The following is a 24,817-nucleotide window of genomic DNA, read 5'->3' as shown; positions in this document are numbered from 1 at the left end:
GATTGCGACATGAACCAAATCAAATCGATTTTATTTGGTTTGGTGAATTAGTAAAGCGTTTAGGCAATTCGTACTGGTTACGACGTTCTGGGACATAAATCGATAATATTTATGTCCCAGAACTAGTGAAGCGCCTAGCCAAATCACCATAGTTACGACGTCATGGCCTCTAAATCGATTATATTTAGGGGTCATGACTAGTGAAGCAGTTAGCTAGTTCGCATATAAGCGGCTAGCGTCTAACAATTAGGAACTTTAGTTCCAATTGTTAGTACTGAATCACATCTTCTCTGGTGCTTCTACTCCAAGCAAACGAAGGGCTTCTTTGAGAACAACAGCTGTTGCGTAGCTGAGGGCTAGACGGCTGTCGCGCTCTGGGCTTTCATCCAGGATACGAGTGTGGGCATAGTATTTATTGAAGGCTTGAGCCAAGCTGATTGCATACTTGGCAATGAGCGATGGATCATAGTTAACAGATGCGCGTTTGATGACACGGGCAAAGTCTTGGAGAAGTTTGATAATTTCCCAGCTTTCAGCATCATTTAGACTGTAACTTGCTTGAGCATTTGGTTGGAAGTCTGCTTTTCTAAGGAGAGATTGGATACGAGCGTAGGCGTATTGGATGTACGGACCAGTTTCCCCTTCAAAAGAAACCATAGCTTCGAGGTCAAAGTCGTAACCATTTCGGCGGTCAGTCTTGAGGTCGTAGAATTTAACAGCTCCCACTCCGACAGCTTGGGCAACCTGCTCTTTATTTTCGAGATCAGGATTTTTCGCTTCAATTTGTGCTTTAGCACGACTGATAGCTTCTTGAAGAGTAGGTTCGAGCAGGATGATATTTCCCTTACGAGTAGAGAGCTTTTGACGATTTTTGGTTACCAGACCGAAGTCTACGTGAATCATATCATCGCTCCAGTCAAATCCCATTTTTTTCAAGACGGCTTTTAACTGTTTAAAGTGGTTAGACTGCTCTTGACCAACTGCGTAGACATTTTTAACAAAATTGTAAGTACGTGCACGGTAGATAGCTGTCGCAATGTCACGTGTGATGTAGAGGGTTGCACCGTCAGATTTCTTAATCATAGCAGGTGGAAGTTCAACATCATCGAGGTTGACAATGCTAGCTCCGCGTGACTCCTCTAGCAAACCTTTTTCTTCAAGGATTTGCACGGCTTCGTCCATCTTGTCATTATAGAAGGCCTCCCCGTTTAAGCTATCAAATTCAACATTCAACAGTTTGTAAATGCGGTTGAACTCAACCAAACTTTCATCACGGAACCACTGCCAAAGTTGAGTTGCTTCTGGATCGCCATCTTCCAATTTTTTAAACCAGAGACGTCCTTCATCATCAAGAGCTGGGTCATTTTCGATTTCAGCATTGATGCGAACGTACAATTTTAACAATTCGTCAATTGGATTAGCTTCTACGGCTTCCTTACTTCCCCATTTTTTATAAGCAACCATGAGAAGACCAAACTGTTTACCCCAGTCTCCAAGGTGGTTGATTTTAATAGTGTTGTAGCCCATTTTCTTAAAGATATTAGAAAGAGCATCTCCGATAACAGTTGAACGTAAGTGACCTACTGAGAAAGGTTTTGCGATGTTTGGACTTGATAGGTCAATCGTGATATTTTGCTCTTTGCCTTCCGTTTGTTGAGCGTAGTCAGATCCTTTTTCGATGATCTCTTTGATAACTGCTCCAGAAATGGCAGCTTTATCAAGGAAGAAGTTGACGTAAGGACCAGTTGCAACAACTTTTTCAAAGGCTTGGCTGTTGATTTTTTCAGCGATTTCAGCAGCAATCATTTGCGGGGCTTTGCGTTCGACTTTTGCAAGTGAGAAAGCAGGGAAAGCGATATCTCCCATGTCAGAGTTTTTTGGTTGTTCTAGTAAATTTAAAATAGCCTCTTGATCCAGGCTATCGATGACGCTAGCCAATTCACTAGCAATCAGTTTTTTTGTACTCATAAGTAGGCTCCTTTTGGACTTTTATTCTATTTTATCATAAATTTAGTGAAAGAAGAAAGATTTTTTTGAATTATTCAGTTTTTTTGGTATAATTATATCTAAAAATAAACCCGAAATCGGTTATAAATATTCATGTAAGAGGTTGATATGAGAAAAAAAGAACGACACCAGTTGATTAAAAAGATGATCACTGAGGAAAAACTAGCTACACAAAAGGATATCCAAGATCGCCTAGAAGTTCGGAATGTCTTTGTGACGCAAACGACCTTGTCGCGCGACCTGCGCGAGATCGGCTTGATCAAGGTTAAGAAAAATGGTATGGTGTATTATGTGCTAGCGAATGAAACAGAAAAGATTGATTTGGTAGAGTTTTTGTCGCATCATCTAGAAGGGGTTGCGAGAGCAGAGTTTACTTTGGTACTTCATACCAAGCTGGGAGAAGCAGCTGTCTTAGCAAATATTGTTGATGAAAATAAGGACGAGGCGATTTTAGGAACAGTTGCGGGAGCCAATACCTTACTGGTTATTTGTCGAGACCAGCATGTTGCCAAGCTCATGGAAGAGCGTTTGCTAGATTTGATGAAGGATGAATAGGGTTTTGGGACTTGTTCCCAAGCCTTATTTTTAACAAGGAGAGAGCCAATATGACGACAGAAAAACTATCACCTGGTATGCAGCAGTATGTGGATATAAAAAAGCAATATCCAGATGCTTTTTTGCTCTTTCGGATGGGTGATTTTTATGAACTGTTTTATGAAGATGCGGTCAATGCGGCGCAGATTTTAGAGATTTCACTGACCAGTCGTAATAAAAATGCAGAAAATCCGATACCCATGGCGGGCGTCCCCTATCATTCTGCCCAGCAGTATATTGATGTTTTGATCGAGCAGGGCTATAAGGTGGCCATTGCAGAACAGATGGAAGATCCTAAACAAGCAGTTGGGGTTGTTAAGCGAGAGGTGGTTCAGGTCATCACACCTGGTACAGTAGTCGATAGCAGTAAGCCTGATAGTCAGAACAATTTCTTGGTTGCCATAGATCGTTATGGCAATCAATTTGGCCTAGCCTATATGGATCTGGTGACCGGTGACTTTTATGTGACGGGTTTATTGGACTTTACCCTCGTTTGTGGGGAAATCCGTAACCTCAAGGCTCGTGAAGTGGTACTGGGTTATGACTTGTCTGAGGAAGAGGAGCAAATCCTCGGTCGTCAGATGAATCTGGTACTTTCCTACGAGAAAGAAGGCTTTGAGGATGTCCATTTACTGGATTCACGTTTGGCAGCTGTGGAGCAAGCGGCAGCTGGTAAGTTGCTCCAATATGTTCATCGGACTCAGATGCGGGAATTGAACCATCTCAAACCCGTTATTCGCTATGAAATCAAAGATTTCTTACAGATGGACTATGCGACCAAGGCTAGTCTGGATTTGGTTGAGAATGCCCGTTCAGGTAAGAAGCAAGGCAGTCTTTTCTGGCTTTTGGATGAAACTAAAACGGCTATGGGAATGCGTCTCTTGCGTTCTTGGATCCATCGTCCCTTGATTGATAAGGAGCGAATCGTCCAACGTCAAGAGGTGGTGCAGGTTTTTCTTGACCACTTCTTTGAGCGTAGCGATTTAACGGACAGTCTCAAAGGTGTTTATGATATCGAACGCTTGGCTAGTCGGGTTTCTTTTGGCAAGACCAATCCCAAGGACCTCTTGCAGTTGGCGACTACCTTATCCAGTGTGCCACGGATTCGGACAATATTAGAAGGGATGGAGCAACCTGCTCTAGCCTATCTCATCGCACAGCTAGATGCCATTCCTGAGTTGGAGAGTTTGATTAGCGCAGCCATTGCTCCTGAAGCTCCTCATGTGATTACGGAAGGTGGTATTATCCGTACGGGATTTGATGAGACCTTGGATAAATACCGCCGAGTACTCAGAGAAGGGACTAGCTGGATTGCTGAGATTGAGGCTAAGGAGCGAGAAAACTCTGGCATCAGCACGCTCAAGATTGACTACAATAAAAAGGATGGTTACTATTTCCATGTGACTAATTCGCAACTGGGGAATGTGCCGGCACACTTTTTCCGAAAGGCGACGCTGAAAAACTCAGAACGCTTCGGTACCGAGGAATTGGCCCGTATCGAGGGGGATATGTTGGAGGCGCGTGAGAAGTCAGCCAACCTAGAGTACGAAATCTTTATGCGTATCCGTGAGGAAGTCAGCAAGTACATCCAGCGTTTGCAGGCTTTAGCTCAAGGAATTGCGACAGTTGATGTCTTGCAAAGTCTTGCAGTTGTGGCTGAAACCCAGCATTTGATTCGACCTGAGTTTGGAGAGGATTCCCAAATCGCTATCCAGAAAGGGCGCCATGCTGTCGTTGAAAAGGTTATGGGAGCGCAGACCTATATTCCTAATACTATTCAGATGTCAGAAGATACCAGCATTCAATTGATTACAGGGCCCAACATGAGCGGGAAGTCTACCTACATGCGTCAGTTAGCCATGACGGCGGTTATGGCCCAGCTGGGTTCTTATGTGCCGGCAGAAAGCGCCCATTTGCCTATCTTCGATGCTATCTTTACCCGTATCGGAGCAGCAGATGACTTGGTTTCAGGGCAATCAACCTTCATGGTGGAGATGATGGAGGCCAACAATGCCATTTCGCATGCAACCAAGAATTCCTTGATTCTCTTTGATGAATTGGGACGTGGAACTGCAACTTATGATGGGATGGCTCTTGCTCAGTCCATCATTGAATACATTCATGAACATATCGGAGCCAAGACCCTCTTTGCGACCCACTACCATGAGTTGACTAGTCTGGAGTCTAGCTTGGAACACTTGGTCAATGTCCACGTGGCAACCTTGGAGCAGGATGGACAAGTCACCTTCCTTCACAAGATTGAACCAGGACCAGCTGACAAATCTTACGGTATCCATGTTGCTAAGATTGCTGGCTTACCAGCAGAACTTTTAGCAAGAGCGGATAAGATTTTAACGCAACTGGAGAGTCAGGGGCAAGAAAGTCCAGTTCCGATGAGGCAAACTAGCGCCATCACTGAACAGATGTCACTCTTTGATGCGCATGAAGAGCATCCTATCCTAGCAGAATTAGCTCAACTGGATGTTTACAACATGACGCCTATGCAGGCTATGAATGTATTAGTTGAGTTCAAACAAAAGTTATAAAAAGAGCCCACTCACATTTTTGTGAGTGGGTTTTTCTCTATTACTTTTTATGGGCCAAGAGTTGATTGATATGGTCTACTTTTTTTGCCTCTCTTTTATAGAGAATAGCCCAGATGATGAGGTAGACAATCGCAAACTCTGGAATGAGCTGGAGATAGAAGGTCCAGTGGAAAGGGAACCAACCAGCCAGAGTTGCTAGTGGGACAAAGCCAGCCAGCATGAGGAAGAAATGGGAAAGTGTGGCACGGAGAAGGCTCCAGTCACGGCTGAATAAGCGACTGCCAAAGCTAAAGAGAACGCCGATAGCTGACCAGATGATCATACAGTAGAGCAAGACCAAGGCACCGTGAACCTGATGTTGCACCATCACTTGTCCGATCAGAGACTCGGGACTCAGTGGGGCATAGGTATTTGGTGCATACATGAGTGAAAAGAGGATAGAGAGGATGAGGCCGATGAGAACACCAGCGGCTGCATCGTGAAAGATTTGTTTTTTCATAGTTCTAATTTCTCCTTGATGTTTTTTAGGTAACGGCGTGAAGAGTAGGTGAAGCTTTCGTTTTTTAAGAAAATTTCAACCAGGCCGTTGGGGGTTAGTTTGAGATGAGAGATGGAGTTGATATTGACGATTTCAGATTGGGAAATTTGGATAAAAGTGGTCGGTAGAATTTCAAGCACTTGATAGAGTCGCAAATCAATGCTGTAGGTATGAGAAACAGTTTCTGCTAGAACCTTCCGATTCTCGATATAGAAGCGCTGAATCTTGCCAATTTTAACTAGATAGACCTGATCATCAATCTTTCCTTTGATTGTTTCTTTTTGGTCAAGATTTTCAGCGAACTCGATGACTTTTTGGACTTTTTTGGTTTCTTGAGGTGCTTGGACAATCAGCTTTTCTTCCTTGTAAGTCTCCTTAATCTGTAGTTCTACTTTCATAAATTTCTCTCCTTGTTTTTCATACAAAGTTGTGATCACTTCTTGTACACCCTTATTAAACACTATTTTAGGGCCCATGGCAAGAGCTTTTGTCTATGCGGCGGGATTTGGAGTCTATGTGGTATTTGCTTTTTCTGATAGTATCTGAAATATGGTATAATAGCACTAATCAATTTCTAGGAAAATAGATACAGAAAGGGGCTGAAAGATGTCTCATATTATTGAATTGCCAGAGGTGCTGGCAAACCAAATCGCAGCAGGAGAGGTCATTGAGCGTCCTGCCAGTGTGGTCAAAGAGTTGGTAGAAAACGCCATTGACGCGGGTTCTAGTCAGATTATCATTGAGATTGAGGAAGCTGGTCTCAAGAAAATCCAAATCACCGATAATGGCCATGGAATTGCCCACGATGAGGTGGAGTTGGCCCTCCGTCGCCATGCGACCAGTAAGATAAAAAATCAAGCTGATCTCTTTCGGATTCGGACGCTTGGTTTTCGTGGTGAAGCCCTGCCTTCTATTGCTTCTGTCAGTGTCTTGACTCTGTTGACTGCGGTGGATGGTGCGAGTCATGGGACCAAGCTCGTTGCGCGTGGGGGAGAAGTTGAGGAAGTCATTCCAGCGACTAGTCCAGTGGGAACCAAGGTTTGTGTGGAGGATCTCTTTTTCAACACGCCTGCCCGCCTCAAGTATATGAAGAGCCAGCAAGCGGAATTGTCTCATATCATCGATATTGTCAACCGTCTGGGCTTGGCCCATCCTGAGATTTCTTTTAGTTTGAACAGTGATGGCAAGGAAATGACGCGGACAGCAGGGACTGGTCAACTGCGTCAAGCCATCGCAGGGATTTACGGTTTAGCCAGTGCTAAGAAGATGATTGCCATTGAGAACTCGGATCTAGACTTTGAAATTTCAGGATTTGTGTCTTTGCCTGAGTTAACCAGAGCCAACCGTAACTATATCAGCCTCTTCATCAATGGGCGTTATATCAAGAACTTTCTGCTCAACCGTGCTATTCTTGACGGCTATGGCAGTAAACTTATGGTGGGACGTTTTCCACTGGCTGTCATTCACATCCATATCGATCCTTATCTGGCTGATGTCAATGTACATCCAACCAAACAAGAAGTGCGGATTTCCAAGGAAAAAGAACTGATGGCGCTAGTCTCAGAAGCTATTTCAAATAGTCTCAAGGAACAAGCCCTGATCCCTGATGCCTTGGAAAATCTTGCCAAATCTACCGTGCGTAATCGTCAAAAGGTAGAGCAGACCATTCTCCCACTCAAAGAAAACACGCTCTACTATGAAAAAACAGAACTCTCAAAACCTAGTCAAGCTGAGGTGGCTGATCATCAGGTTGAATTAACTGAGGAAGGGAAAGATTTAACCTTGTTTGCCAAGGAAACCTTGGACCAGCTGACTAGACCAGCAAAACTGCATTTTGCAGAGAGAAAGCCTGTTAACTACGACCAACTAGACCATCCAGAGTTAGATCTTGCTAGCCTCGATAAGGCTTATGACAAGCTGGAGAGAGAAGAATCATCCAGCTTCCCAGAGTTGGAGTTTTTCGGGCAAATGCACGGGACCTATCTTTTTGCCCAAGGGCGAGATGGGCTCTACATCATAGACCAGCACGCGGCTCAGGAACGGGTTAAGTACGAGGAATATCGTGAAAGCATCGGCAATGTTGACCAGAGCCAACAGCAACTCTTAGTGCCCTACATCTTTGAATTTCCTGCAGATGATGCCCTGCGTCTCAAGGAAAGAATGGCACTTTTGGAGGAAGTAGGCGTCTTTCTAGCAGAGTATGGAGAAAATCAATTTATCCTACGTGAGCATCCAATTTGGATGGCAGAGGAAGAAATCGAGTCTGGTATCTATGAAATGTGTGACATGCTGCTCTTGACCAAGGAAGTTTCGATCAAGAAATACCGAGCAGAGCTGGCTATCATGATGTCCTGCAAGCGGTCTATCAAGGCCAACCATCGTATCGATGACCACTCAGCCAGACAGCTTATTTATCAGCTTTCTCAATGTGATAATCCCTATAACTGTCCCCACGGACGTCCCGTTTTGGTGCATTTTACCAAGTCAGATATGGAAAAGATGTTCCGACGTATTCAGGAAAATCATACCAGTCTCCGTGAGTTGGGGAAATATTAAGAACACAAAAAGCCTTTGTTCCTTTTGAACAAGGCTTTTTAGCTTTTCTAAGGAGGTACTTTGACTGAACATGGGAAACTTGACACGAGGTTTACACTTGCTTGACAAGAATAGTCCTATAAAAATATTGCGAAAACTAAATTAGGTGATTCAATATTTTGTAGAGTTGTCTTTGTCTGAAGGATTCTCAAGACCAATCACTTTATCAAGATAACGTTGTTTGGTTTTGAGAGCCTTGTTGATAGCAATCGCTGAAGCAATCAAGAGAACGAAGGTCAGCCAGATCCAGGCGGTGAATTCGGCTGGGAAACTAGAACCAGCTAAAAAGAGATAGATAGCCAGAGCCAAGACGAAAATATAAATCATTTGCCAGAGACCATAGGATTTAACCTCTTTATAGTATTTGTCCTTGTCTTCCTCCAAGATCACTGCTGTGGAAGCTTTTTCAGAGTTTTCATCTAGTAGTAGATAGTCAGTTGTCACTTGAAAAATCTTGCTTAATTCAATGATTTTTTCGATTTCAGGAAGAACTTGTCCAGACTCCCATTTGGAGATGCTTTGCCGAGAAACATTGATTTGTTCAGCTAGCTTTTCTTGGGACCAACCTTTTTCCTTTCTGAGCTCAAATAGTTTTTCTGCGAGTTTCATTATTCTATCATCCTTTTTCTACTTCTATCCTAACAATTTTTACTTATAATGAGAATACAATCTCCTGTACTATTTGTCAACCAGAGGTTGCACCTTTTGTTGCAGTCTGTCTTGGGGAAATATGGTATACTAGATAGGCAAAATAATGGAGAAAAATTATGTACGAATATCTAAAAGGAATCATTACCAAAATCACTGCCAAATATATCGTCCTTGAGGCAAATGGTATCGGTTATATCCTGCATGTGGCCAATCCCTATGCTTACTCAGGTCAGGTCAATCAAGAAACTCAAATTTATGTGCACCAAGTTGTTCGTGAGGACGCCCATCTGCTCTACGGTTTTCGCTCAGAAGATGAGAAGAAACTCTTTCTCAGTTTGATCTCGGTTTCAGGGATTGGTCCTGTGTCAGCTCTTGCTATTATCGCTGCGGATGACAATGCTGGCTTGGTTCAGGCGATTGAAACTAAGAACATCACCTACTTGACCAAGTTCCCTAAAATTGGCAAGAAAACAGCCCAGCAGATGGTGCTGGACTTGGAAGGCAAGGTGGTTGTGGCTAGCGATGATCTTCCTAAGGTCGCAGTGCAAGCCAGCGCTGAAAACCAAGAACTGGAAGAAGCCATGGAAGCCATGTTGGCACTGGGCTACAAGGCGACGGAGCTCAAGAAAATCAAGAAATTCTTTGAAGGAACGACAGATACAGCTGAGAACTATATCAAGTCAGCTCTTAAGTTGTTGGTGAAATAGGAGAATAATATGCCAAAACGTTGTTCGTGGGTCAAGATGACCAATCCATTATATGTAGCCTACCATGATGAAGAGTGGGGCCAACCCCTTCATGACGACCGCGCTCTTTTTGAACTGCTCTGTATGGAGACTTATCAGGCTGGTCTGTCTTGGGAAACGGTACTAAACAAACGTCAAGGATTCCGAGAAGTCTTTTACAACTACCAAGCACATCGTATCTCTGAGATGACAGATGAGGAGTTGGAAGCCTTGTTAGAGAATCCAGCCATTATCCGAAATCGTGCCAAGCTCTTTGCGACGCGTGCCAACGCCCAAGCATTTTTACAAATCCAGAAAACCTTTGACTCTTTTGACGCTTATCTCTGGTCCTTTGTTGAGGGGAAAACCATCATCAATGATGTTCCTGACTATCACCTAGCACCTGCTAAAACAGCCTTATCTGAAAAGTTATCTCAAGATCTCAAAAAACGAGGCTTCAAGTTTACAGGCCCCGTTGCAGTTTTGTCTTTTCTTCAGGCTGCAGGTCTGGTTGATGACCATGAGAATGATTGTGAGTGGAAAAGCGGAAGTTAGTGAGTCCAAGCGTCTAACTATCTGAGAATATAGAAAAAGCTGAGAAATTCCTCTCAGCTTTTTGATTATATGCTAGTAATTTTTATAGTGCAGTGAGAAATGTCAGTCCACCTAAGACAACGCCAGCTGAGTTTGGAATAATTAGTATCCAATCCTTCTTAGGTTCTTTTGTCCACCCGTAAATAACCCAAATTAAACAAGATACTGCTGCGGATAAAGGCTGGAATGGTTGAGCTTTGTTGCCTTGTAAATTGGCAAAAATTTGTGGGATGTAGGCGATAAATACAATAATCCCGATAAAGGCTCCAATTGAACCGACAATTTGATTTATTTTTTGTTTAGTCATATATACCTCCTTCAAAAAGATATCATAGAAATAAGCAAAATGCAATAAATTTAGACACAAATTGTAACGAAAATCAATACCAAAGCACAAAAATAGAGAAATTGTTTATTTTTTGTTATGGTCAAAGCGAATGACTTGGTCCTGTGCATCCACATAAGCGTGAACGCCAAAGGGGACAATGGCTCTTGGAGTTGCGTGACCGACATTCAGATTATAGACAATCGGGATATTGTTATCAATGATATCCAATAGTGCTTCCTTATAGTCGTCATAGAAGGTTTCATCCATTGGCTTTCCGACCAAGAGTCCACTGATGACCTCAAATACCCCAGTTTCTTTCAAAGCCTGCAACATCTTTTTGAAGTTTTCCGGCTCAGGCTTTTCTTCGCTTGTTTCTAGCAAGAGAATCTTTTCTTCCCAGTCGGATAAGTCAGGGAAGAGTTTGTACTTTTGGCAGAGCTCCGTGCTGTCTGCGTATCGAGAGTTGTCAAAGATATCATAGAGAGATTCAAGACAACCGCCGAGAATTTCTCCCTCAAACTGAGCATTTCCTTGTAACAAGTCAAAACCTGTATTTACATGACTGATACGAGCTGTTCCTAGGGCCTTGGGACTAAAATCAGTCCGTTCCTCATACCAAACGTCGCTAGGACGGATTTCTGAGATTCTTCCAGTCTCAATCAATTCTTTAAAGTAGCGGAAGCTATAGGGTAACATCTCCTTGTCTAATTCACAAATGTCTGCTAGAAAGGATTGCCCGTAAAAAGTCTTGACCCCTAGTTTATGCAACATAAGGTGGTTCATGGTTGTATCCGAGAAGCCAAGAAAAATCTTTGGCTTGATAACCTTTTGAAGCTGATCGTTTTCAAAAAGATAAGGTAGCAAACGATAAGTATCATCCCCACCGATGGCGCATAGGATCATGTCGATGCTATCATCCGAAAAGGCCTGCATCAAATCCTCTGCACGTGCTTCAGGATGGTCCTTGATAAAGTCCAAGCCCTTTAGCGAATGGGGCAAAAAGACAGGATTGAGTCCCAAATCCTTGAGACGTTGGAGACCCAAATCGACTTCGTGTTTGACAAAATCCTCTCCGATAACACCACTAGACAAACTAACAATACCAATAGTAGAAACCATATCTCATCCTCCTAGAAATAGATTGATACTCTTCGAAAATCAAATTCAAACCACGTCAGCTTTGCCTTGCCGTACTCAAGTACAGCCTGCGGCTAGCTTCCTAGTTTGCTCTTTGATTTTCATTGAGTATGAGCCTATTCTATCACAAAAGATGAGAGAAAACTATAGGAATTAGAGTCAGAAGTACTATTGAACCTCAAGAAAGCAAGTGAAAAAGCAACCACCTGTGCAGTTGCTTTTCGTTTTTCTAATCACTAATCTCACTAGATATGAGTTACTTGGTCAACTCTTGATTATAGGAGAGGGCTAAATCAATCCAGTAAGGCAGTTCTTTTTGACCTTCTATATCTAGGTCTATATAGCCATGATAAGGTCGCCCTCTCATCAATGTAGTATGAGCTCCTGTTCGGGGTAGAACTTGCTTTTCCATTTCTTTGCCAATTCTCACCATAACCAGCTCGTCCTTTCTGGAACTGACTGTAAGGACCATTTTCCCACGAATCATAAAGGCCAGGCCACCAAACAGTTTCTTTTCTTCTAGCTCTTCTTCGAAAATTTGGGGAGGAAGTTTGAGTGCTAGAATTTTTCGAATCTCCTGAGCTAAAGATTGACTATATGCCATAGCTTTTCACTTTTCTTAGTAACGTGATGGGCCCGCGCTTGCACTTCGGATGTTGAAACGTTTCTTGAGATAGAAGCGAAGGGCGAGAAGAGCCGCTCCTAGGATAGCCAAAGGCAATGGAGCAAGGACTGGATTGAGGCTGGCCGGTAGGAAGCTTGTTGCAAAGAAGACAACCAACCAAAGGACCATCGAAGCTAGGATGACGAGGATTGATTTCCAGAATGGAGGACGTTGGCTACGATCTGCGTCTGGTCCATAATACTGGTAGACAAAGTAGTACATCAAGTAGAAGGCAAGTCCTCCTACAAGTCCAACCAACAAGAGGGTAATCAAACCATAGCCAATAGCCTGGTCTGTAGAGAAAAAGTTGGTCAGAGCGCTAACCAGTGCAAAGAGACTGGTGATAAAAAGAGCTGAGTCCATAATCATGAGTTTTGGATCGTCATTTTCCTTAGGATGCTCTTTTTCGTACTGTTCTTTGACGGTAAAACTGTGAGCCCAGTGGGTTGGAGCGCCATAGAGGGAACGAGCTGTCGTTCCTTTGGCTTGTTCTTCAAGGATTTTAGGAATAACTTCCTCAAAGATAGTCTTGATTTCAGCGTCTGTTTTGCCATCTTTGATAAATTGTTGGGTAGCGATGTGGATAAACTCTTGGTTTTTCTTGGTTAATTTTTGTAAATCAATCTGAGACATAGGGACTCCTCTTAGAACCATTTTTTATGGATGAGATAGAGAGTGAGCGAGACACTCATAGCAAAGGCGATAAAGACGATTAACCAGAAGGCGTGTGGCTCACCGTTCAGAGGGATTTCATTATCCTTAAAGTTCATCCCGTAGGCTGAGAAAATCATAGTTGGGATAGACATGACGATGGTCACGAGAGCTAGAGTTTTCATGATGTTGTTCTGGTTGTTGGAAATGATAGAGGCAAAGGTCTCTGTCATAGAGTGAAGGACGTTTCCATAGATATCTGCCATCTCGATGGCCTGTTGGGTTTCAATCAGGGTATCTTCGAGTATGTCCTCGTCCTCTAAGTATTTTTTGATATTGCTGGTTGCGCTGGTCAATTTCTTGATCACGCGCTCGTTTGTTTTTAGTGAGGCCTTGAAATAGACGATGGTCTTTTCCAATTCCATTAGTTCAATCAATTCTTCATTTCGAGTGGATTTATGCAGTTGGCTTTCGATTTGTTCGCTCTTGCGATCAATGGAACGAAGGGCAGTTAGATAAAGTTCGGCATTGCGATAAAGGAGTTGAAAGATAAAGCGTGATCGCATGAAGGTATAGAAATTACGCAACCTACGATTGATAAAGACATCAAGAACAGGGAGGGATTCCAAACAAGTAGTGATAATGGTTTCCTCGGTGATGATAATCCCTAGCGGAATCGTTACGTAATAGGTGCGGTTGTTTCTCTCTTCTGTGACTGGAACGTCTACGATAATCAAAGTGTATTCATCTTCGATGGTAATACGGGACATTTCTTCCGCATCAAGCGGTGCTCGAAGGTCGGCAATGTCAATATTAAAGGCATTAGCAATCTCCAACGATTCATTTTGTGTAGGATTGACGAGGTTGATCCAAGTGCCCGGTTCAAGCGTGTCTATCTCTTTAAATTCAGTTGTGGTTGAGAGAAAAACTTGTTTCATGTCCCCTGTCCTTTCCTACTATTCAGTGTTTGATTTTTTGCACCGTACTATTATACTACAAAAACAGCTTTTTGGGTAATAGAATTTCATATTTTTTGGTATAATGGAAAGCAATAATGGACTAGAAAGAACAAAGATGCAAGATAAAATTGTGATTCATGGGGCACGTGCCCATAATTTAAAAAATATTGATGTGGAGATTCCTCGAGACAAGCTGGTTGTTGTGACCGGCTTGTCAGGTTCAGGGAAATCCAGTCTAGCTTTTGATACCCTCTATGCGGAGGGCCAACGTCGCTATGTAGAGAGTCTCTCAGCCTACGCTCGCCAGTTTTTGGGCAACATGGAAAAACCAGATGTAGATGCCATTGATGGTCTTAGCCCAGCTATTTCCATCGACCAGAAAACGACTAGTAAAAACCCTCGTTCGACCGTTGGAACAACGACTGAAATCAATGATTATCTGCGTCTCCTCTACGCACGTGTGGGGACGCCTTACTGTATCAACGGGCACGGGGCTATCAAGGCTTCTTCTGTAGAGCAAATCGTGGATAAGGTCTTAGAATTGCCAGAACGCCAACGTCTGCAAATCTTGGCCCCAGTCATTCGTAAGAAAAAAGGGCAACATAAGAGCGTCATTGAAAAGGTTCAGAAAGACGGTTATGTCCGTGTCCGAGTGGATGGGGAGGTCTATGATGTGACCGAAGTTCCAGAGCTGTCCAAGAGCAAGCAACACAATATCGATGTCGTGGTTGACCGTATTGTCATCAAGGAGGGCATCCGTAGCCGACTTTTTGACTCAATCGAGGCTGCCCTTCGTATCGCAGAAGGCTATGTGATTATCGACACTATGGACGATTCTGAGTTGCTCTTCTCTGAGCATTATGCCTGCCCGGTTTGTGGTTTTACCGTACCAGAGTTAGAGCCTCGTCTCTTCTCCTTTAATGCTCCTTTTGGCTCTTGTAGTGAGTGTGACGGTTTGGGCATCAAGCTGGAGGTTGATACTGACTTGGTAGTGCCAGACTCTAGCAAAACCTTACGTGAGGGGGCGCTGGCACCTTGGAATCCTATCTCGTCTAACTACTATCCAAATATGCTAGAGCAGGCCATGACAGCCTTTGGAGTGGATGTGGATAAGCCCTTTGAGGACTTGTCAGAAGAAGATAAGAACTTGATTCTCTATGGTTCTGATGGCAAGGAATTCCATTTCCATTATGAAAATGAATTTGGCGGTGTGCGCGACATTGACATTCCTTTTGAGGGGGTTGTCAATAATATCAAGCGTCGTTACCATGAGACTAACAGTGATTACACACGCACCCAGATGCGTCTCTACATGAATGAGCTAACCTGCGGAACTTGCCACGGCTACCGTCTCAATGACCAGGCCTTGTCTGTCCGTGTGGGTGGTGAGCAAGGGCCACATATCGGTGAAATCTCAGACCTGTCTATCGCAGACCACTTGGAGTTGGTGAGTCAGTTGACCTTGTCTGAAAATGAAGCCATCATCGCCCGTCCTATTCTCAAGGAAATCAAGGATCGCTTGACCTTCCTCAATAACGTAGGTCTTAACTATTTGACGCTGTCGCGTTCGGCAGGAACCCTTTCAGGTGGGGAGAGTCAGCGTATTCGCTTGGCGACTCAGATTGGGTCCAACCTATCAGGTGTCCTTTATATCCTGGATGAGCCGTCGATTGGTCTTCACCAGAGGGATAATGACCGTTTAATTGCTAGCTTGAAAAAGATGCGTGACTTGGGCAATACTCTCATCGTGGTAGAACATGACGAAGATACCATGCGTGAGGCGGATTATCTAATTGACGTTGGTCCGGGTGCTGGTGTTTTTGGTGGGGAGATTGTTGCTGCAGGAACGCCCAAGCAGGTGGCTCGTAACAGCAAGTCCATAACAGGTCAGTATTTGTCAGGAAAACGTGCGATTCCAGTACCAGACGAGCGACGTGTTGGAAATGGTCGTTTTATCGAAGTGACAGGTGCGCGTGAGAATAACTTGCAAAATATCACCGCTCGCTTCCCATTAGGGAAATTCATCGCAGTGACAGGTGTGTCAGGTTCAGGGAAATCGACCTTGATCAACAGTATCCTCAAAAAAGCCATTGCTCAAAAACTCAATCGCAACTCAGACAAGCCTGGTAAGTTTAAAACTATCACAGGGATTGAGTATGTAGACCGCTTGATTGACATTGACCAGAGCCCTATCGGAAGAACGCCAAGGTCTAACCCTGCCACCTATACGGGAGTTTTTGATGATATACGTGACCTCTTTGCCCAGACAAATGAGGCCAAGATTCGAGGCTACAAGAAGGGCCGTTTCAGTTTCAACGTCAAGGGTGGTCGTTGCGAAGCCTGCTCAGGTGACGGGATTATCAAGATTGAGATGCACTTCTTGCCAGATGTATACGTGGCTTGTGAAGTCTGCCACGGTACCCGCTACAACAGCGAGACCCTAGAAGTTCACTACAAAGAAAAAAACATCTCGCAAGTCTTGGATATGACTGTCAACGATGCAGTTGAATTTTTCCAACACATTCCTAAGATTCAACGCAAACTCCAGACCATCAAGGATGTAGGGCTGGGCTATGTAACGTTAGGTCAACCGGCTACCACCCTTTCTGGAGGAGAAGCTCAGCGTATGAAGTTGGCTAGTGAGCTCCACAAACGCTCGACAGGAAAATCTTTCTACATTCTGGATGAGCCGACGACAGGGCTTCATACCGAGGACATCGCTCGCTTGCTTAAAGTCTTGGCTCGCTTTGTTGACGATGGAAATACAGTCCTCGTCATCGAGCACAATCTGGATGTTATCAAGACTGCAGACCATATCATCGACTTGGGACCTGAGGGCGGTGTCGGTGGTGGAACCATCATCGCAACAGGAACTCCAGAAGAAGTAGCGGCCAATGAAGCCAGCTACACAGGGCACTATTTGAAAGGAAAGTTACATCATGAATAAACGCGTGCAAGCATTTCTAGCTAAAATGCAAGAAAAAGAACTAGATGGCATCATCATCAACAACCTAAAAAACGTCTACTATTTGACAGGATTTTGGGGCTCAAATGGAACAGTCTTTATCAGCCGTGACCGTCAGGTCTTGGTGACAGACTCTCGCTATATCATTGCAGCTAAGCAAGAAGTGACAGGTTTTGAGATTGTGGCTGACCGTGATGAATTGGCTGTCATTGCAGGCATTGTTAAGGATATGGGTTTATCTCGGATCGGTTTTGAAGACGAGATTTCGGTTTCTTATTACCACCGTATGCAGGCAGCTTTTGCGGGAATTGATTTGCTTCCTCAGACTCAGTTTGTCGAAACGCTTCGTATGATTAAGGATGAGAAAGAGATTGCAACTATTCGCAAGGCTTGTTCCATCTCAGACCAAGCTTTCCGTGATGCCCTTGACTTTATCAAGCCTGGAAAGACAGAGATTGAGATTGCCAATTTCCTTGATTTCCGCATGCGTGAGCTAGGAGCGGCAGGCTTGTCTTTTGATACCATTTTAGCGAGTGGTATCAACTCTTCTAAACCCCATGCCCACCCCATGCATAAACCCGTAGAGCTGGGAGAAGCTATTACCATGGACTTCGGATGTCTCTACGACCATTATGTCAGCGATATGACACGGACCATCTATCTAGGACATGTCAGTGACGAGCAGGAAGAGATTTATAATACTGTCCTAAAAGCCAATCAAGCCTTGATTGACCAAGCCAAGGCTGGTCTTAGCTTCCGCGACTTTGACAAAATTCCTCGTGATATTATCATCGAGGCAGGCTATGGTGACTACTTTACACATGGTATCGGACATGGTATCGGACTTGATATCCATGAAGAACCTTACTTTAGCCAAACTTCTACTGATACGATTAAGGCAGGAATGACCTTGACAGACGAGCCGGGTATCTATATCGAAGGCAAATACGGGGTTCGTATTGAGGATGATATCTTGATTACGGAGACAGGTTGCGAATTGTTGACTCTAGCTCCAAAAGAATTAATTGTTATTTAAGAAAATTATGATAAATCATTGACTTTTATATTTTAAAGGTTTATACTGAAAGACGAAAACGGTAGGTGAGGCTACCATAGGGATACGGATGACTACCGCAAAGCAGTGGAGACACTACTCGTTGGTCAACAGTCCTGGTCGCGAAGGCCAAGACTAAGCTCATTTCATTGCCCTATGGAGTTAAAGCTTGAACGAAAAAACAGATAATTAGTTTTTTAATCCTGCCATTTTATGGTGGGATTTTCTACTGTTTTAGAACAAGGAAAGGAGACAGACGATGCAAATTGACGATCATCCAGAACCGCACATACACAGCCAATCGCTGATTTGTGTCGTTCTGCCCTTATAAAGTGATTGGTCTCTGTGTATGAAACACATCATTCATACAGATAGGAGAAACCAATGAAAACTACAAAAGAAAGATTAGCAACAGCTATTCACACACCTTTAAACGAAACTCTATCTTTTTATAAGACAAGTCTAACAGGCTTGACTGAGGAGCAGGTGGAAAAAAATCGTGACCTATATGGCGAAAACACCATCACAAAGGGTCAAGAAGACAGTATCCTCAAAAAGATTTACGAATCTATTATCAATCCATTTACAATCATCCTTCTTGTCATCGCTATGATTTCCATGGTGACCAATGTCTGGTTGGCGAAGCCTGGACAAGAAGATCCGACGACTTCTATCATCATCGTTGTTCTCGTTCTAATCTCTGGTGGCATACGCTTTGTCCAAGAATTACGGAGTGACAAGGCTGCGACCAATCTATCAAAAATGATTGTGAACACAGCCACAGTTATTCGCGAAGACCAGAGTTTAGAGGTCGCAATTGAAGATTTGGTCGTTGGAGATATAGTCAAATTAAGTGCTGGGGACATGATTCCAGCAGACCTCATTTTAATTGAATCACGTGATTTCTTTGTTCAACAGTCTGGTTTGACAGGTGAAAGTGACTCGGTTGAAAAACTAGCCTTGTCAAAAATGAGTCAGTCAAATTTTGATAGTCTGCTAGAAGCAGAAGCGCTCGCTTTTATGGGAACCAATGTGATATCAGGAAGCGCTAAGGCTTTGATTCTAGCGGTCGGTGATGACACCATGATGGGAGAAATCGAGCAGACTCTCAATACCTATGACGAACCGACCTCTTTTGAACGGGAAATGAACAGCATCTCCTGGCTCTTAATTCGTTTGATGTTAGTTATGGTCCCTATCGTATTTCTTTCTAACGGTTTGACGGATGGAGATTGGTTAGAGGCTGGCGTATTTGCCTTGAGTGTTGGTGTTGGATTGACACCTGAGATGCTTCCTATGATCATCACGGCCAGTCTAGCAAAAGGCTCCATTATCATGGCCAAGGAAAAAGTGGTTATCAAGAAACTCAATGCCATACAAGATTTAGGTGCTATTGATATCCTATGCACGGATAAAACCGGAACCCTTACCCAAGACGAAATTGTCCTGGAATATCCTTTGGATATACATGGAGATTTGGATTTGTCTGTGTTGAGACGGGCTTATCTCAATTCCTATTTTCAAACCGGTTTGAAGAACTTGATGGACCGTGCCATCATCAGTAGAACTGAAAAAGAAGCTAAAGAACACGCTATTCTACAAAATTTGGATACTAGCTTCCAAAAAATAGATGAATTGCCCTTTGATTTTGAACGCAGACGGATGAGTGTCATCGTCAAGGATGAGAACGAAGTTGTTAGTTTGGTAACCAAGGGTGCTCTAGAGGAAATGCTTGCGATTTCAACCCATGTGGAATATCAAGGTCAGATTAGTCCTTTGACGGATGATATCCGAGTGGAAATCTTAAAAGAAGTAGATCAACTTAATCAACAGGGATTGCGAGTCTTGGGAGTTGCCTATAAAACAGGCCTAAAAGAAGGTTTTGCTTACTCCGTTGAAGATGAAAAAGAGATGATTCTAACAGGCTATCTTGCCTTTCTAGATCCACCAAAACCATCTGCAGCACCTGCTATCCAAGCTTTGTTAGAACACGGTGTTCAAACCAAGATCTTGACTGGGGATAATGAGAAGGTAACCCAAGCAGTATGCGAAAAAGTTGGTTTAGACGTTGATCAAATCTTGTTGGGTTCTGATATTGATGCTATGACGGACGAAAAGTTGGCCCAAGCCGTTGAGAAGGTGACGGTCTTTGCCAAACTCTCTCCGGATCAAAAAGCACGAATCATTTTACAAATCAAATCTAATGGACATTGTGTCGGCTATATGGGAGATGGGATCAATGATGCCCCTTCTATGAAAGTAGCCGATGTGGGGATTTCTGTTGATACAGCAGTAGATATTGCCAAAGAAACGGCTGATGTCATTTTGCTAGATAAGGATTTGATGGTGCTTGAAAAAGGGCTGGTAGAAGGACGCAAAGTCTATGCCAACATGACCAAATATATCAAGATGACGGTCAGCTCTAATTTCGGGAATATTCTGTCACTCTTAGTGTCTGGTATCTTTTTACCTTTCCTCCCTATGGCTCCGATTCACTTGATTGTGTTAAACCTCGTCTACGACCTTTCTTGCATTGCCTTGCCATTTGATAATGTGGATGAAGACTTTTTGAAACATCCTCATAAGTGGGAAGCCAAGTCTATTACTCGCTTTATGATTTGGATGGGTCCGATTTCGTCTGCCTTTGATATTTTGACCTTTATCTTGCTCTATTTTGTCATTGTCCCAATGGCGACAGGTCAAGCCTATGTTCACGGAGCAGAGTCTGCAACGGGCTTTATCATCCTGTTCCAGACAGGTTGGTTCATTGAATCCATGTGGTCCCAAACCATGGTCATCCATATGCTTCGTTCAGCAAAACTCCCCTTCTTACAAAGCCGTCCGTCATGGTTTGTTCTTGGAACAACCTTGCTAGCAGCTAGTTTTGTGACCTTCCTTCCCTACTCTTCAATTGCTAGCCTGCTTCATTTAACCCCTTTGGAACCAATTTATTTCCTCTTTTTGCTTTTGATTATCGTTCTCTATATGATAAGTGTTACAGTTGTGAAACGAATCTATATCAAAAAATTTAAAATTTGGCTATAAATTGATTTTGTCAAGAAAAAAGTACGAAAATCGCTAAAAAAGTTAAATTTTTTTAAAAATAGGTCGCAAGTCGGATGTTTTTTATGGTATAATAGATTAAACTGATAGTAACATGTAGCGAAAGGGGTAGGCACATGATTAAGATTTATACCGTCTCCAGTTGCACAAGCTGTAAGAAAGCGAAGACTTGGCTCAACGCACACCAGTTAAGTTATAAAGAACAAAACCTTGGTAAAGAAGGGATTACGAGAGAAGAACTACTTGATATTCTGACAAAGACAGATAATGGAATTGCCAGCATTGTATCATCAAAAAACCGCTATGCGAAAGCTTTAGGAGTTGACATCGAAGATTTGAGTGTGAATGAAGTACTCAACTTAATCATGGAAACACCACGGATCTTAAAAAGTCCTATTCTAGTTGACGAGAAGCGTTTGCAGGTCGGTTACAAAGAAGATGATATCCGTGCCTTTTTACCACGCTCTGTCCGTAATGTAGAAAATGCAGAAGCACGTTTGCGTGCAGCTCTATAAACATCGAGGCTGGGGTATCTCCTAGCCTTGTTCATTTTTTATCAAAAAATTATGTGAGGAATTATGAAAAAAATAGTAATTGGCGCAGCTACTCTCCTCCTGCTACTTGCAGGATGTAGCCAAAAGAAGGAAACGACATCCAGTTCAAAACATGAATCCGAAACACTCCAGTCTACTCTGCCCGTTTTGGAAAATGCGGAAAAGAATACGGTTGTGACCAAGACTTTGATTTTCCCTGAGTCAGGAGATGGCGTCAAGCAAACGCAAACCATTACCTATAAAGGGAAACAATTTCTAAAATTGGTTATTCGGCAGATACGGCCCTTAAGTGAGGAATTGAAATCCTTTATCGCTGACCACGGTCTTGAAGAAACTCAAAAAGCTCTTTTAGAAGCAGAAGAAAAGGATGAAATGCTTCAGGAAGCGCGCAAATTGGCAGGTTTTACACTTGAAACCAAACTGCTCAGTGAGACTGAAATCCAGACCACAACGACCTATGATTTACAAGTCTTGGATGTCAAAAAGGCGTCACAGACAGATTATTTGAAAAATCTTGGCTTAGAGACTCTTTTGAAAAATGAACCAAGCCAATATATCGCAGACAGAGTGGCAAATGGTGCGACAGAACAGTAAGAAAATCCAAATAAATGGATTGACTTAATTGTAGAACGTAAGGAAATATGCTATAATAGTACTATTCTAAGGAAAGAGGGTGTTAGAATGGGATTTACTGAAGAAACTGTACGTTTTAAATTGGATGATTCCAACAAGAAGGAAATCAGTGAAACGTTGACAGATGTCTATGCTTCTCTGAATGAAAAGGGTTATAATCCGATAAATCAAATCGTCGGTTATGTATTGAGTGGAGACCCTGCCTACGTTCCTCGTTACAACAATGCACGAAATCAAATCCGTAAGTATGAGCGTGATGAAATTGTTGAAGAATTGGTGCGCTACTACCTTAAAGGACAAGGAGTCGATCTATAATCTATGAGAATTATGGGATTGGACGTTGGTTCAAAAACGGTAGGCGTGGCCATTAGCGACCCACTAGGATTCACTGCTCAAGGACTTGAAATCATCCAAATCAATGAGGATCAGGGTCAGTTTGGCTTTGACCGTATCAAGGAATTGGTTGACAGCTATAAGGTGGAACGCTTTGTAGTAGGTCTGCCTAAAAACATGAACAATACCAGCGGTCCGCGAGTAGAAGCCAGTCAAGCCTATGGTGCCAAATTAGAAGAACTCTTTGGTTTGCCAGTAGACTATCAAGATGAGCGTTTGACGACAGTCGCTGCAGAACGTATGTTGATTGAACAAGCAGATATCAGTCGCAATAAACGCAAGAAAGTTATTGATAAGTTGGCTGCTCAGCTGATTTTGCAAAATTATTTAGATAGAAAATTTTAAGACAGAGGAGAAACTATGTCACACGATCACAACCATGACCACGAAGAACGTGAATTGATTACACTAGTAGATGAGCAAGGAAATGAAACCTTGTTTGAAATTCTTTTGACGATTGATGGGAAAGAAGAATTTGGTAAAAACTATGTTCTGCTAGTGCCAGTTAACGCAGAAGAAGATGAAAATGGTGAAGTTGAAATCCAAGCTTACTCATTCATCGAAAATGAAGACGGAACAGAAGGCGAATTGCAACCAATCCCAGAAGACTCAGAAGACGAATGGAACATGATTGAAGAAGTCTTCAACAGCTTTATGGAGGAGTAAAAATGTTCAGTGAACATTTTTACCCTTACGCTAAAAATAAAGACCGTAAGTAATTCCGGGGGGCGTTTTTAGCCCACGTTGAAATTCATAGTAGCTAGTGATTAGCTAACCAGGTAAGAGGTCGGGATTTTAGTCCCGACCTCGCTTTTTATTTGCAATCATACTTTGATGCAGTAGTTGATTGTACTTTTGTAAGGAGACATGTATGTTTGAAGTAGAAGAATGGCTCCATAGTCGGATTGGTTTAAACTTTAGATCTGGTCTTGGACGAATGCAGCGAGCTGTGGATTTGCTGGGAAATCCTGAGAAGACTTATCCTATTATCCACGTAACAGGGACTAACGGTAAGGGGTCAACTATCGCCTTTATGAGGGAGTTATTTGCAACTCATGGTAAAAAAGTTGGTACTTTTACCTCTCCTCATATCATCAGCATCCATGATCGAATCTGTATTAATGGGCAACCAATCGCTGGTGAAGATTTTGTCCGTATAGCTAACCAAGTCAAGGAGATGGAAAAAACTCTCTTAGAAACACATGACCACTTGTCTTTCTTTGAGTTGTTGACCTTGATTGCTTTGCTTTACTTTAAAGAGCAGGACGTGGATCTAGTTCTTCTAGAAGTGGGGATTGGTGGTCTACTTGACACCACTAATGTCGTAACAGGAGAGATTGCAGTTATTACTTCCATTGGGCTAGATCATCAGGAGACCTTGGGCGATAGTCTGGAAGAAATAGCCGAGCAGAAAGCTGGTATTTTCAAGGCTGGCAAGAAGGCGGTCATTGCCAAGCTTGCTCCAGAAGCGGAGCTTGTCTGCCAAAGTAAAGCGAGAGAGTTAGACGTAGATCTTTATCAAGCTGGACAAGACTTCGCTTTGAAAGCTGGAAATTTCTCAAGTAAGCTAGAAAGCTTTTCACAGCTTAAAATCGGTTTGGAAGGTGCTTATCAACAAGAAAATGCCGCCTTGGCTTTACAAACCTTTCTTCTGTTTATGGCGTTAAGAGAGGAAAAAGTCGAAGAAGAGCTTGTCAGACAGGCCTTGAAAGAGACCCACTGGGCCGGTCGATTGGAACGGATTCGTCCGCATATCTACCTAGACGGGGCTCACAATCTTCCAGCCTTAACCCGTCTGGTCGAGTTTATCCAAGGGGAAATCCAGCAAGGCTATCAAGTTCGCATTCTTTTTGGTGCCCTTAAACGCAAGGATTATCAAGGAATGTTAGGCTATCTATCTGAGCAGTTGCCTCAGGTGGAACTTAAGGTAACAGGTTTTGACTACCAAGGCTCTTTGGATGAGAAGGATGTGGCGGGTTACGATTTGATTCCTTCCTATGGCGATTTTATCAGCGAATTTGAAGAAAGAGCCAACGACCAGGACTTGCTTTTCGTGACGGGCTCCCTCTACTTTATCTCGGAAGTGCGAGCGAGTTTGCTAGGAAGCGACGAGATTAGTTGACCTTCTAGGTTTATGTTGCTATATTGTAGGTAGGAGGTATATCT

General features: G+C 43.1%; 23 protein-coding genes and 1 riboswitch. Of the genes, 14 read left to right on the top strand and 9 right to left on the bottom strand.

Features of this window, described 5'->3' with window-relative positions:
* Nucleotides 1-279 precede the first annotated feature (279 nt).
* The gene (gene argS, locus ACVBD2_RS09840) at nucleotides 280-1,968 is read right to left on the bottom strand and encodes an arginine--tRNA ligase (protein WP_461685711.1); all 1,689 of its coding nucleotides are present in this window, start codon (nucleotides 1,966-1,968) and stop codon (nucleotides 280-282) included.
* Nucleotides 1,969-2,115: 147 nt separating this feature from the next.
* Here argS and argR point away from each other — a divergent pair, with 147 nt between their 5' ends.
* Nucleotides 2,116-2,562 (top strand): arginine repressor, encoded by a 447-nt coding sequence (gene argR, locus ACVBD2_RS09835; protein WP_061418468.1) that lies wholly within the window; start codon nucleotides 2,116-2,118, stop codon nucleotides 2,560-2,562.
* A 50-nt stretch (nucleotides 2,563-2,612) separates the two neighbouring features.
* Nucleotides 2,613-5,147: a DNA mismatch repair protein MutS gene (gene mutS / locus ACVBD2_RS09830; protein ID WP_461685710.1), complete on the top strand. Its 2,535-nt coding sequence runs from the start codon at nucleotides 2,613-2,615 to the stop codon at nucleotides 5,145-5,147.
* Nucleotides 5,148-5,187: 40 nt separating this feature from the next.
* On the opposite strand, the gene ACVBD2_RS09825 is transcribed toward mutS, so the two are convergent.
* Together ACVBD2_RS09825 and ACVBD2_RS09820 are read right to left on the bottom strand one after the other, a co-directional pair.
* Complete coding sequence (locus tag ACVBD2_RS09825; protein WP_461685709.1) at nucleotides 5,188-5,646, bottom strand: DUF3021 domain-containing protein; 459 nt, start codon at nucleotides 5,644-5,646, stop codon at nucleotides 5,188-5,190.
* Nucleotides 5,643-6,083, bottom strand: coding sequence for a LytTR family DNA-binding domain-containing protein (locus ACVBD2_RS09820; RefSeq protein WP_461685708.1), 441 nt, complete (start codon nucleotides 6,081-6,083; stop codon nucleotides 5,643-5,645). The genes ACVBD2_RS09825 and ACVBD2_RS09820 overlap by 4 nt, the downstream gene beginning before the upstream one ends.
* A 208-nt stretch (nucleotides 6,084-6,291) precedes the next feature.
* Here ACVBD2_RS09820 and mutL point away from each other — a divergent pair, with 208 nt between their 5' ends.
* Nucleotides 6,292-8,241, top strand: coding sequence for a DNA mismatch repair endonuclease MutL (mutL, locus tag ACVBD2_RS09815; protein WP_461685707.1), 1,950 nt, complete (start codon nucleotides 6,292-6,294; stop codon nucleotides 8,239-8,241).
* Between the two features lie 150 nt (nucleotides 8,242-8,391).
* On the opposite strand, the gene ACVBD2_RS09810 is transcribed toward mutL, so the two are convergent.
* Nucleotides 8,392-8,889 carry a helix-turn-helix domain-containing protein gene (locus tag ACVBD2_RS09810; RefSeq protein ID WP_461685706.1) on the bottom strand — a complete coding sequence of 166 codons (498 nt, stop codon included), beginning with the start codon at nucleotides 8,887-8,889 and terminating at the stop codon, nucleotides 8,392-8,394.
* Between the two features lie 158 nt (nucleotides 8,890-9,047).
* On the opposite strand from ACVBD2_RS09810, the gene ruvA reads away from it, so the two are divergent.
* Nucleotides 9,048-9,638 carry a Holliday junction branch migration protein RuvA gene (gene ruvA, locus ACVBD2_RS09805; protein ID WP_461685705.1) on the top strand — a complete coding sequence of 197 codons (591 nt, stop codon included), beginning with the start codon at nucleotides 9,048-9,050 and terminating at the stop codon, nucleotides 9,636-9,638.
* A gap of 9 nt (nucleotides 9,639-9,647) precedes the next feature.
* Nucleotides 9,648-10,211, top strand: coding sequence for a DNA-3-methyladenine glycosylase I (locus ACVBD2_RS09800; RefSeq protein ID WP_084971934.1), 564 nt, complete (start codon nucleotides 9,648-9,650; stop codon nucleotides 10,209-10,211).
* Between the two features lie 82 nt (nucleotides 10,212-10,293).
* On the opposite strand, the gene ACVBD2_RS09795 is transcribed toward ACVBD2_RS09800, so the two are convergent.
* The 5 genes from ACVBD2_RS09795 to ACVBD2_RS09775 all read right to left on the bottom strand — a co-directional run bounded on the left by ACVBD2_RS09795 (nucleotide 10,294) and on the right by ACVBD2_RS09775 (nucleotide 13,968).
* Nucleotides 10,294-10,557: a SemiSWEET family transporter gene (locus tag ACVBD2_RS09795; RefSeq protein ID WP_000166112.1), complete on the bottom strand. Its 264-nt coding sequence runs from the start codon at nucleotides 10,555-10,557 to the stop codon at nucleotides 10,294-10,296.
* A gap of 105 nt (nucleotides 10,558-10,662) precedes the next feature.
* Complete coding sequence (locus ACVBD2_RS09790; protein ID WP_125837385.1) at nucleotides 10,663-11,697, bottom strand: S66 family peptidase; 1,035 nt, start codon at nucleotides 11,695-11,697, stop codon at nucleotides 10,663-10,665.
* A gap of 274 nt (nucleotides 11,698-11,971) precedes the next feature.
* A complete protein-coding gene (locus tag ACVBD2_RS09785) occupies nucleotides 11,972-12,319 on the bottom strand; it encodes a TfoX/Sxy family protein (RefSeq protein ID WP_125837383.1) in 348 nt (115 codons plus the stop codon).
* Between the two features lie 15 nt (nucleotides 12,320-12,334).
* Nucleotides 12,335-13,012 carry a DUF1129 domain-containing protein gene (locus ACVBD2_RS09780; RefSeq protein WP_125837381.1) on the bottom strand — a complete coding sequence of 226 codons (678 nt, stop codon included), beginning with the start codon at nucleotides 13,010-13,012 and terminating at the stop codon, nucleotides 12,335-12,337.
* Nucleotides 13,013-13,023: 11 nt separating this feature from the next.
* Nucleotides 13,024-13,968 (bottom strand): magnesium transporter CorA family protein, encoded by a 945-nt coding sequence (locus ACVBD2_RS09775; protein WP_461685704.1) that lies wholly within the window; start codon nucleotides 13,966-13,968, stop codon nucleotides 13,024-13,026.
* A gap of 136 nt (nucleotides 13,969-14,104) precedes the next feature.
* On the opposite strand from ACVBD2_RS09775, the gene uvrA reads away from it, so the two are divergent.
* From uvrA to ACVBD2_RS09730, 9 genes are all read left to right on the top strand, one after another.
* Nucleotides 14,105-16,936, top strand: a complete 2,832-nt coding sequence (uvrA, locus tag ACVBD2_RS09770) for an excinuclease ABC subunit UvrA (RefSeq protein ID WP_461685703.1) — start codon at nucleotides 14,105-14,107, stop codon at nucleotides 16,934-16,936.
* Nucleotides 16,929-17,990, top strand: coding sequence for a M24 family metallopeptidase (locus ACVBD2_RS09765; RefSeq protein WP_461685702.1), 1,062 nt, complete (start codon nucleotides 16,929-16,931; stop codon nucleotides 17,988-17,990). The genes uvrA and ACVBD2_RS09765 overlap by 8 nt, the downstream gene beginning before the upstream one ends.
* Nucleotides 17,991-18,045: 55 nt before the next feature.
* A riboswitch (M-box (ykoK) riboswitch) is annotated at nucleotides 18,046-18,197 on the top strand.
* A gap of 195 nt (nucleotides 18,198-18,392) precedes the next feature.
* Complete coding sequence (gene mgtA, locus ACVBD2_RS09760; RefSeq protein ID WP_461685701.1) at nucleotides 18,393-21,053, top strand: magnesium-translocating P-type ATPase; 2,661 nt, start codon at nucleotides 18,393-18,395, stop codon at nucleotides 21,051-21,053.
* A 134-nt stretch (nucleotides 21,054-21,187) separates the two neighbouring features.
* Complete coding sequence (gene spx, locus ACVBD2_RS09755; protein WP_000591165.1) at nucleotides 21,188-21,586, top strand: transcriptional regulator Spx; 399 nt, start codon at nucleotides 21,188-21,190, stop codon at nucleotides 21,584-21,586.
* Nucleotides 21,587-21,649: 63 nt separating this feature from the next.
* A complete protein-coding gene (locus ACVBD2_RS09750; protein ID WP_125425002.1) occupies nucleotides 21,650-22,219 on the top strand; it encodes an SP0191 family lipoprotein in 570 nt (189 codons plus the stop codon).
* An 87-nt stretch (nucleotides 22,220-22,306) separates the two neighbouring features.
* Nucleotides 22,307-22,573: an IreB family regulatory phosphoprotein gene (locus tag ACVBD2_RS09745; protein ID WP_000507060.1), complete on the top strand. Its 267-nt coding sequence runs from the start codon at nucleotides 22,307-22,309 to the stop codon at nucleotides 22,571-22,573.
* A 3-nt stretch (nucleotides 22,574-22,576) separates the two neighbouring features.
* Nucleotides 22,577-22,996: a Holliday junction resolvase RuvX gene (gene ruvX, locus ACVBD2_RS09740; RefSeq protein ID WP_002876031.1), complete on the top strand. Its 420-nt coding sequence runs from the start codon at nucleotides 22,577-22,579 to the stop codon at nucleotides 22,994-22,996.
* A 15-nt stretch (nucleotides 22,997-23,011) separates the two neighbouring features.
* On the top strand, nucleotides 23,012-23,317 hold the full coding sequence (locus ACVBD2_RS09735) for a DUF1292 domain-containing protein (RefSeq protein ID WP_000017624.1): 306 nt from the start codon (nucleotides 23,012-23,014) through the stop codon (nucleotides 23,315-23,317).
* A 205-nt stretch (nucleotides 23,318-23,522) separates the two neighbouring features.
* A complete protein-coding gene (locus tag ACVBD2_RS09730) occupies nucleotides 23,523-24,773 on the top strand; it encodes a bifunctional folylpolyglutamate synthase/dihydrofolate synthase (protein ID WP_461685700.1) in 1,251 nt (416 codons plus the stop codon).
* Nucleotides 24,774-24,817 lie beyond the last annotated feature (44 nt).

The sequence above is a fragment of the Streptococcus sp. KHUD_018 genome, from assembly GCF_054861215.1.
The sequence above is the reverse complement of the archived record's forward strand: the minus strand, read 5'-3'. Positions and strand labels throughout refer to the sequence as shown.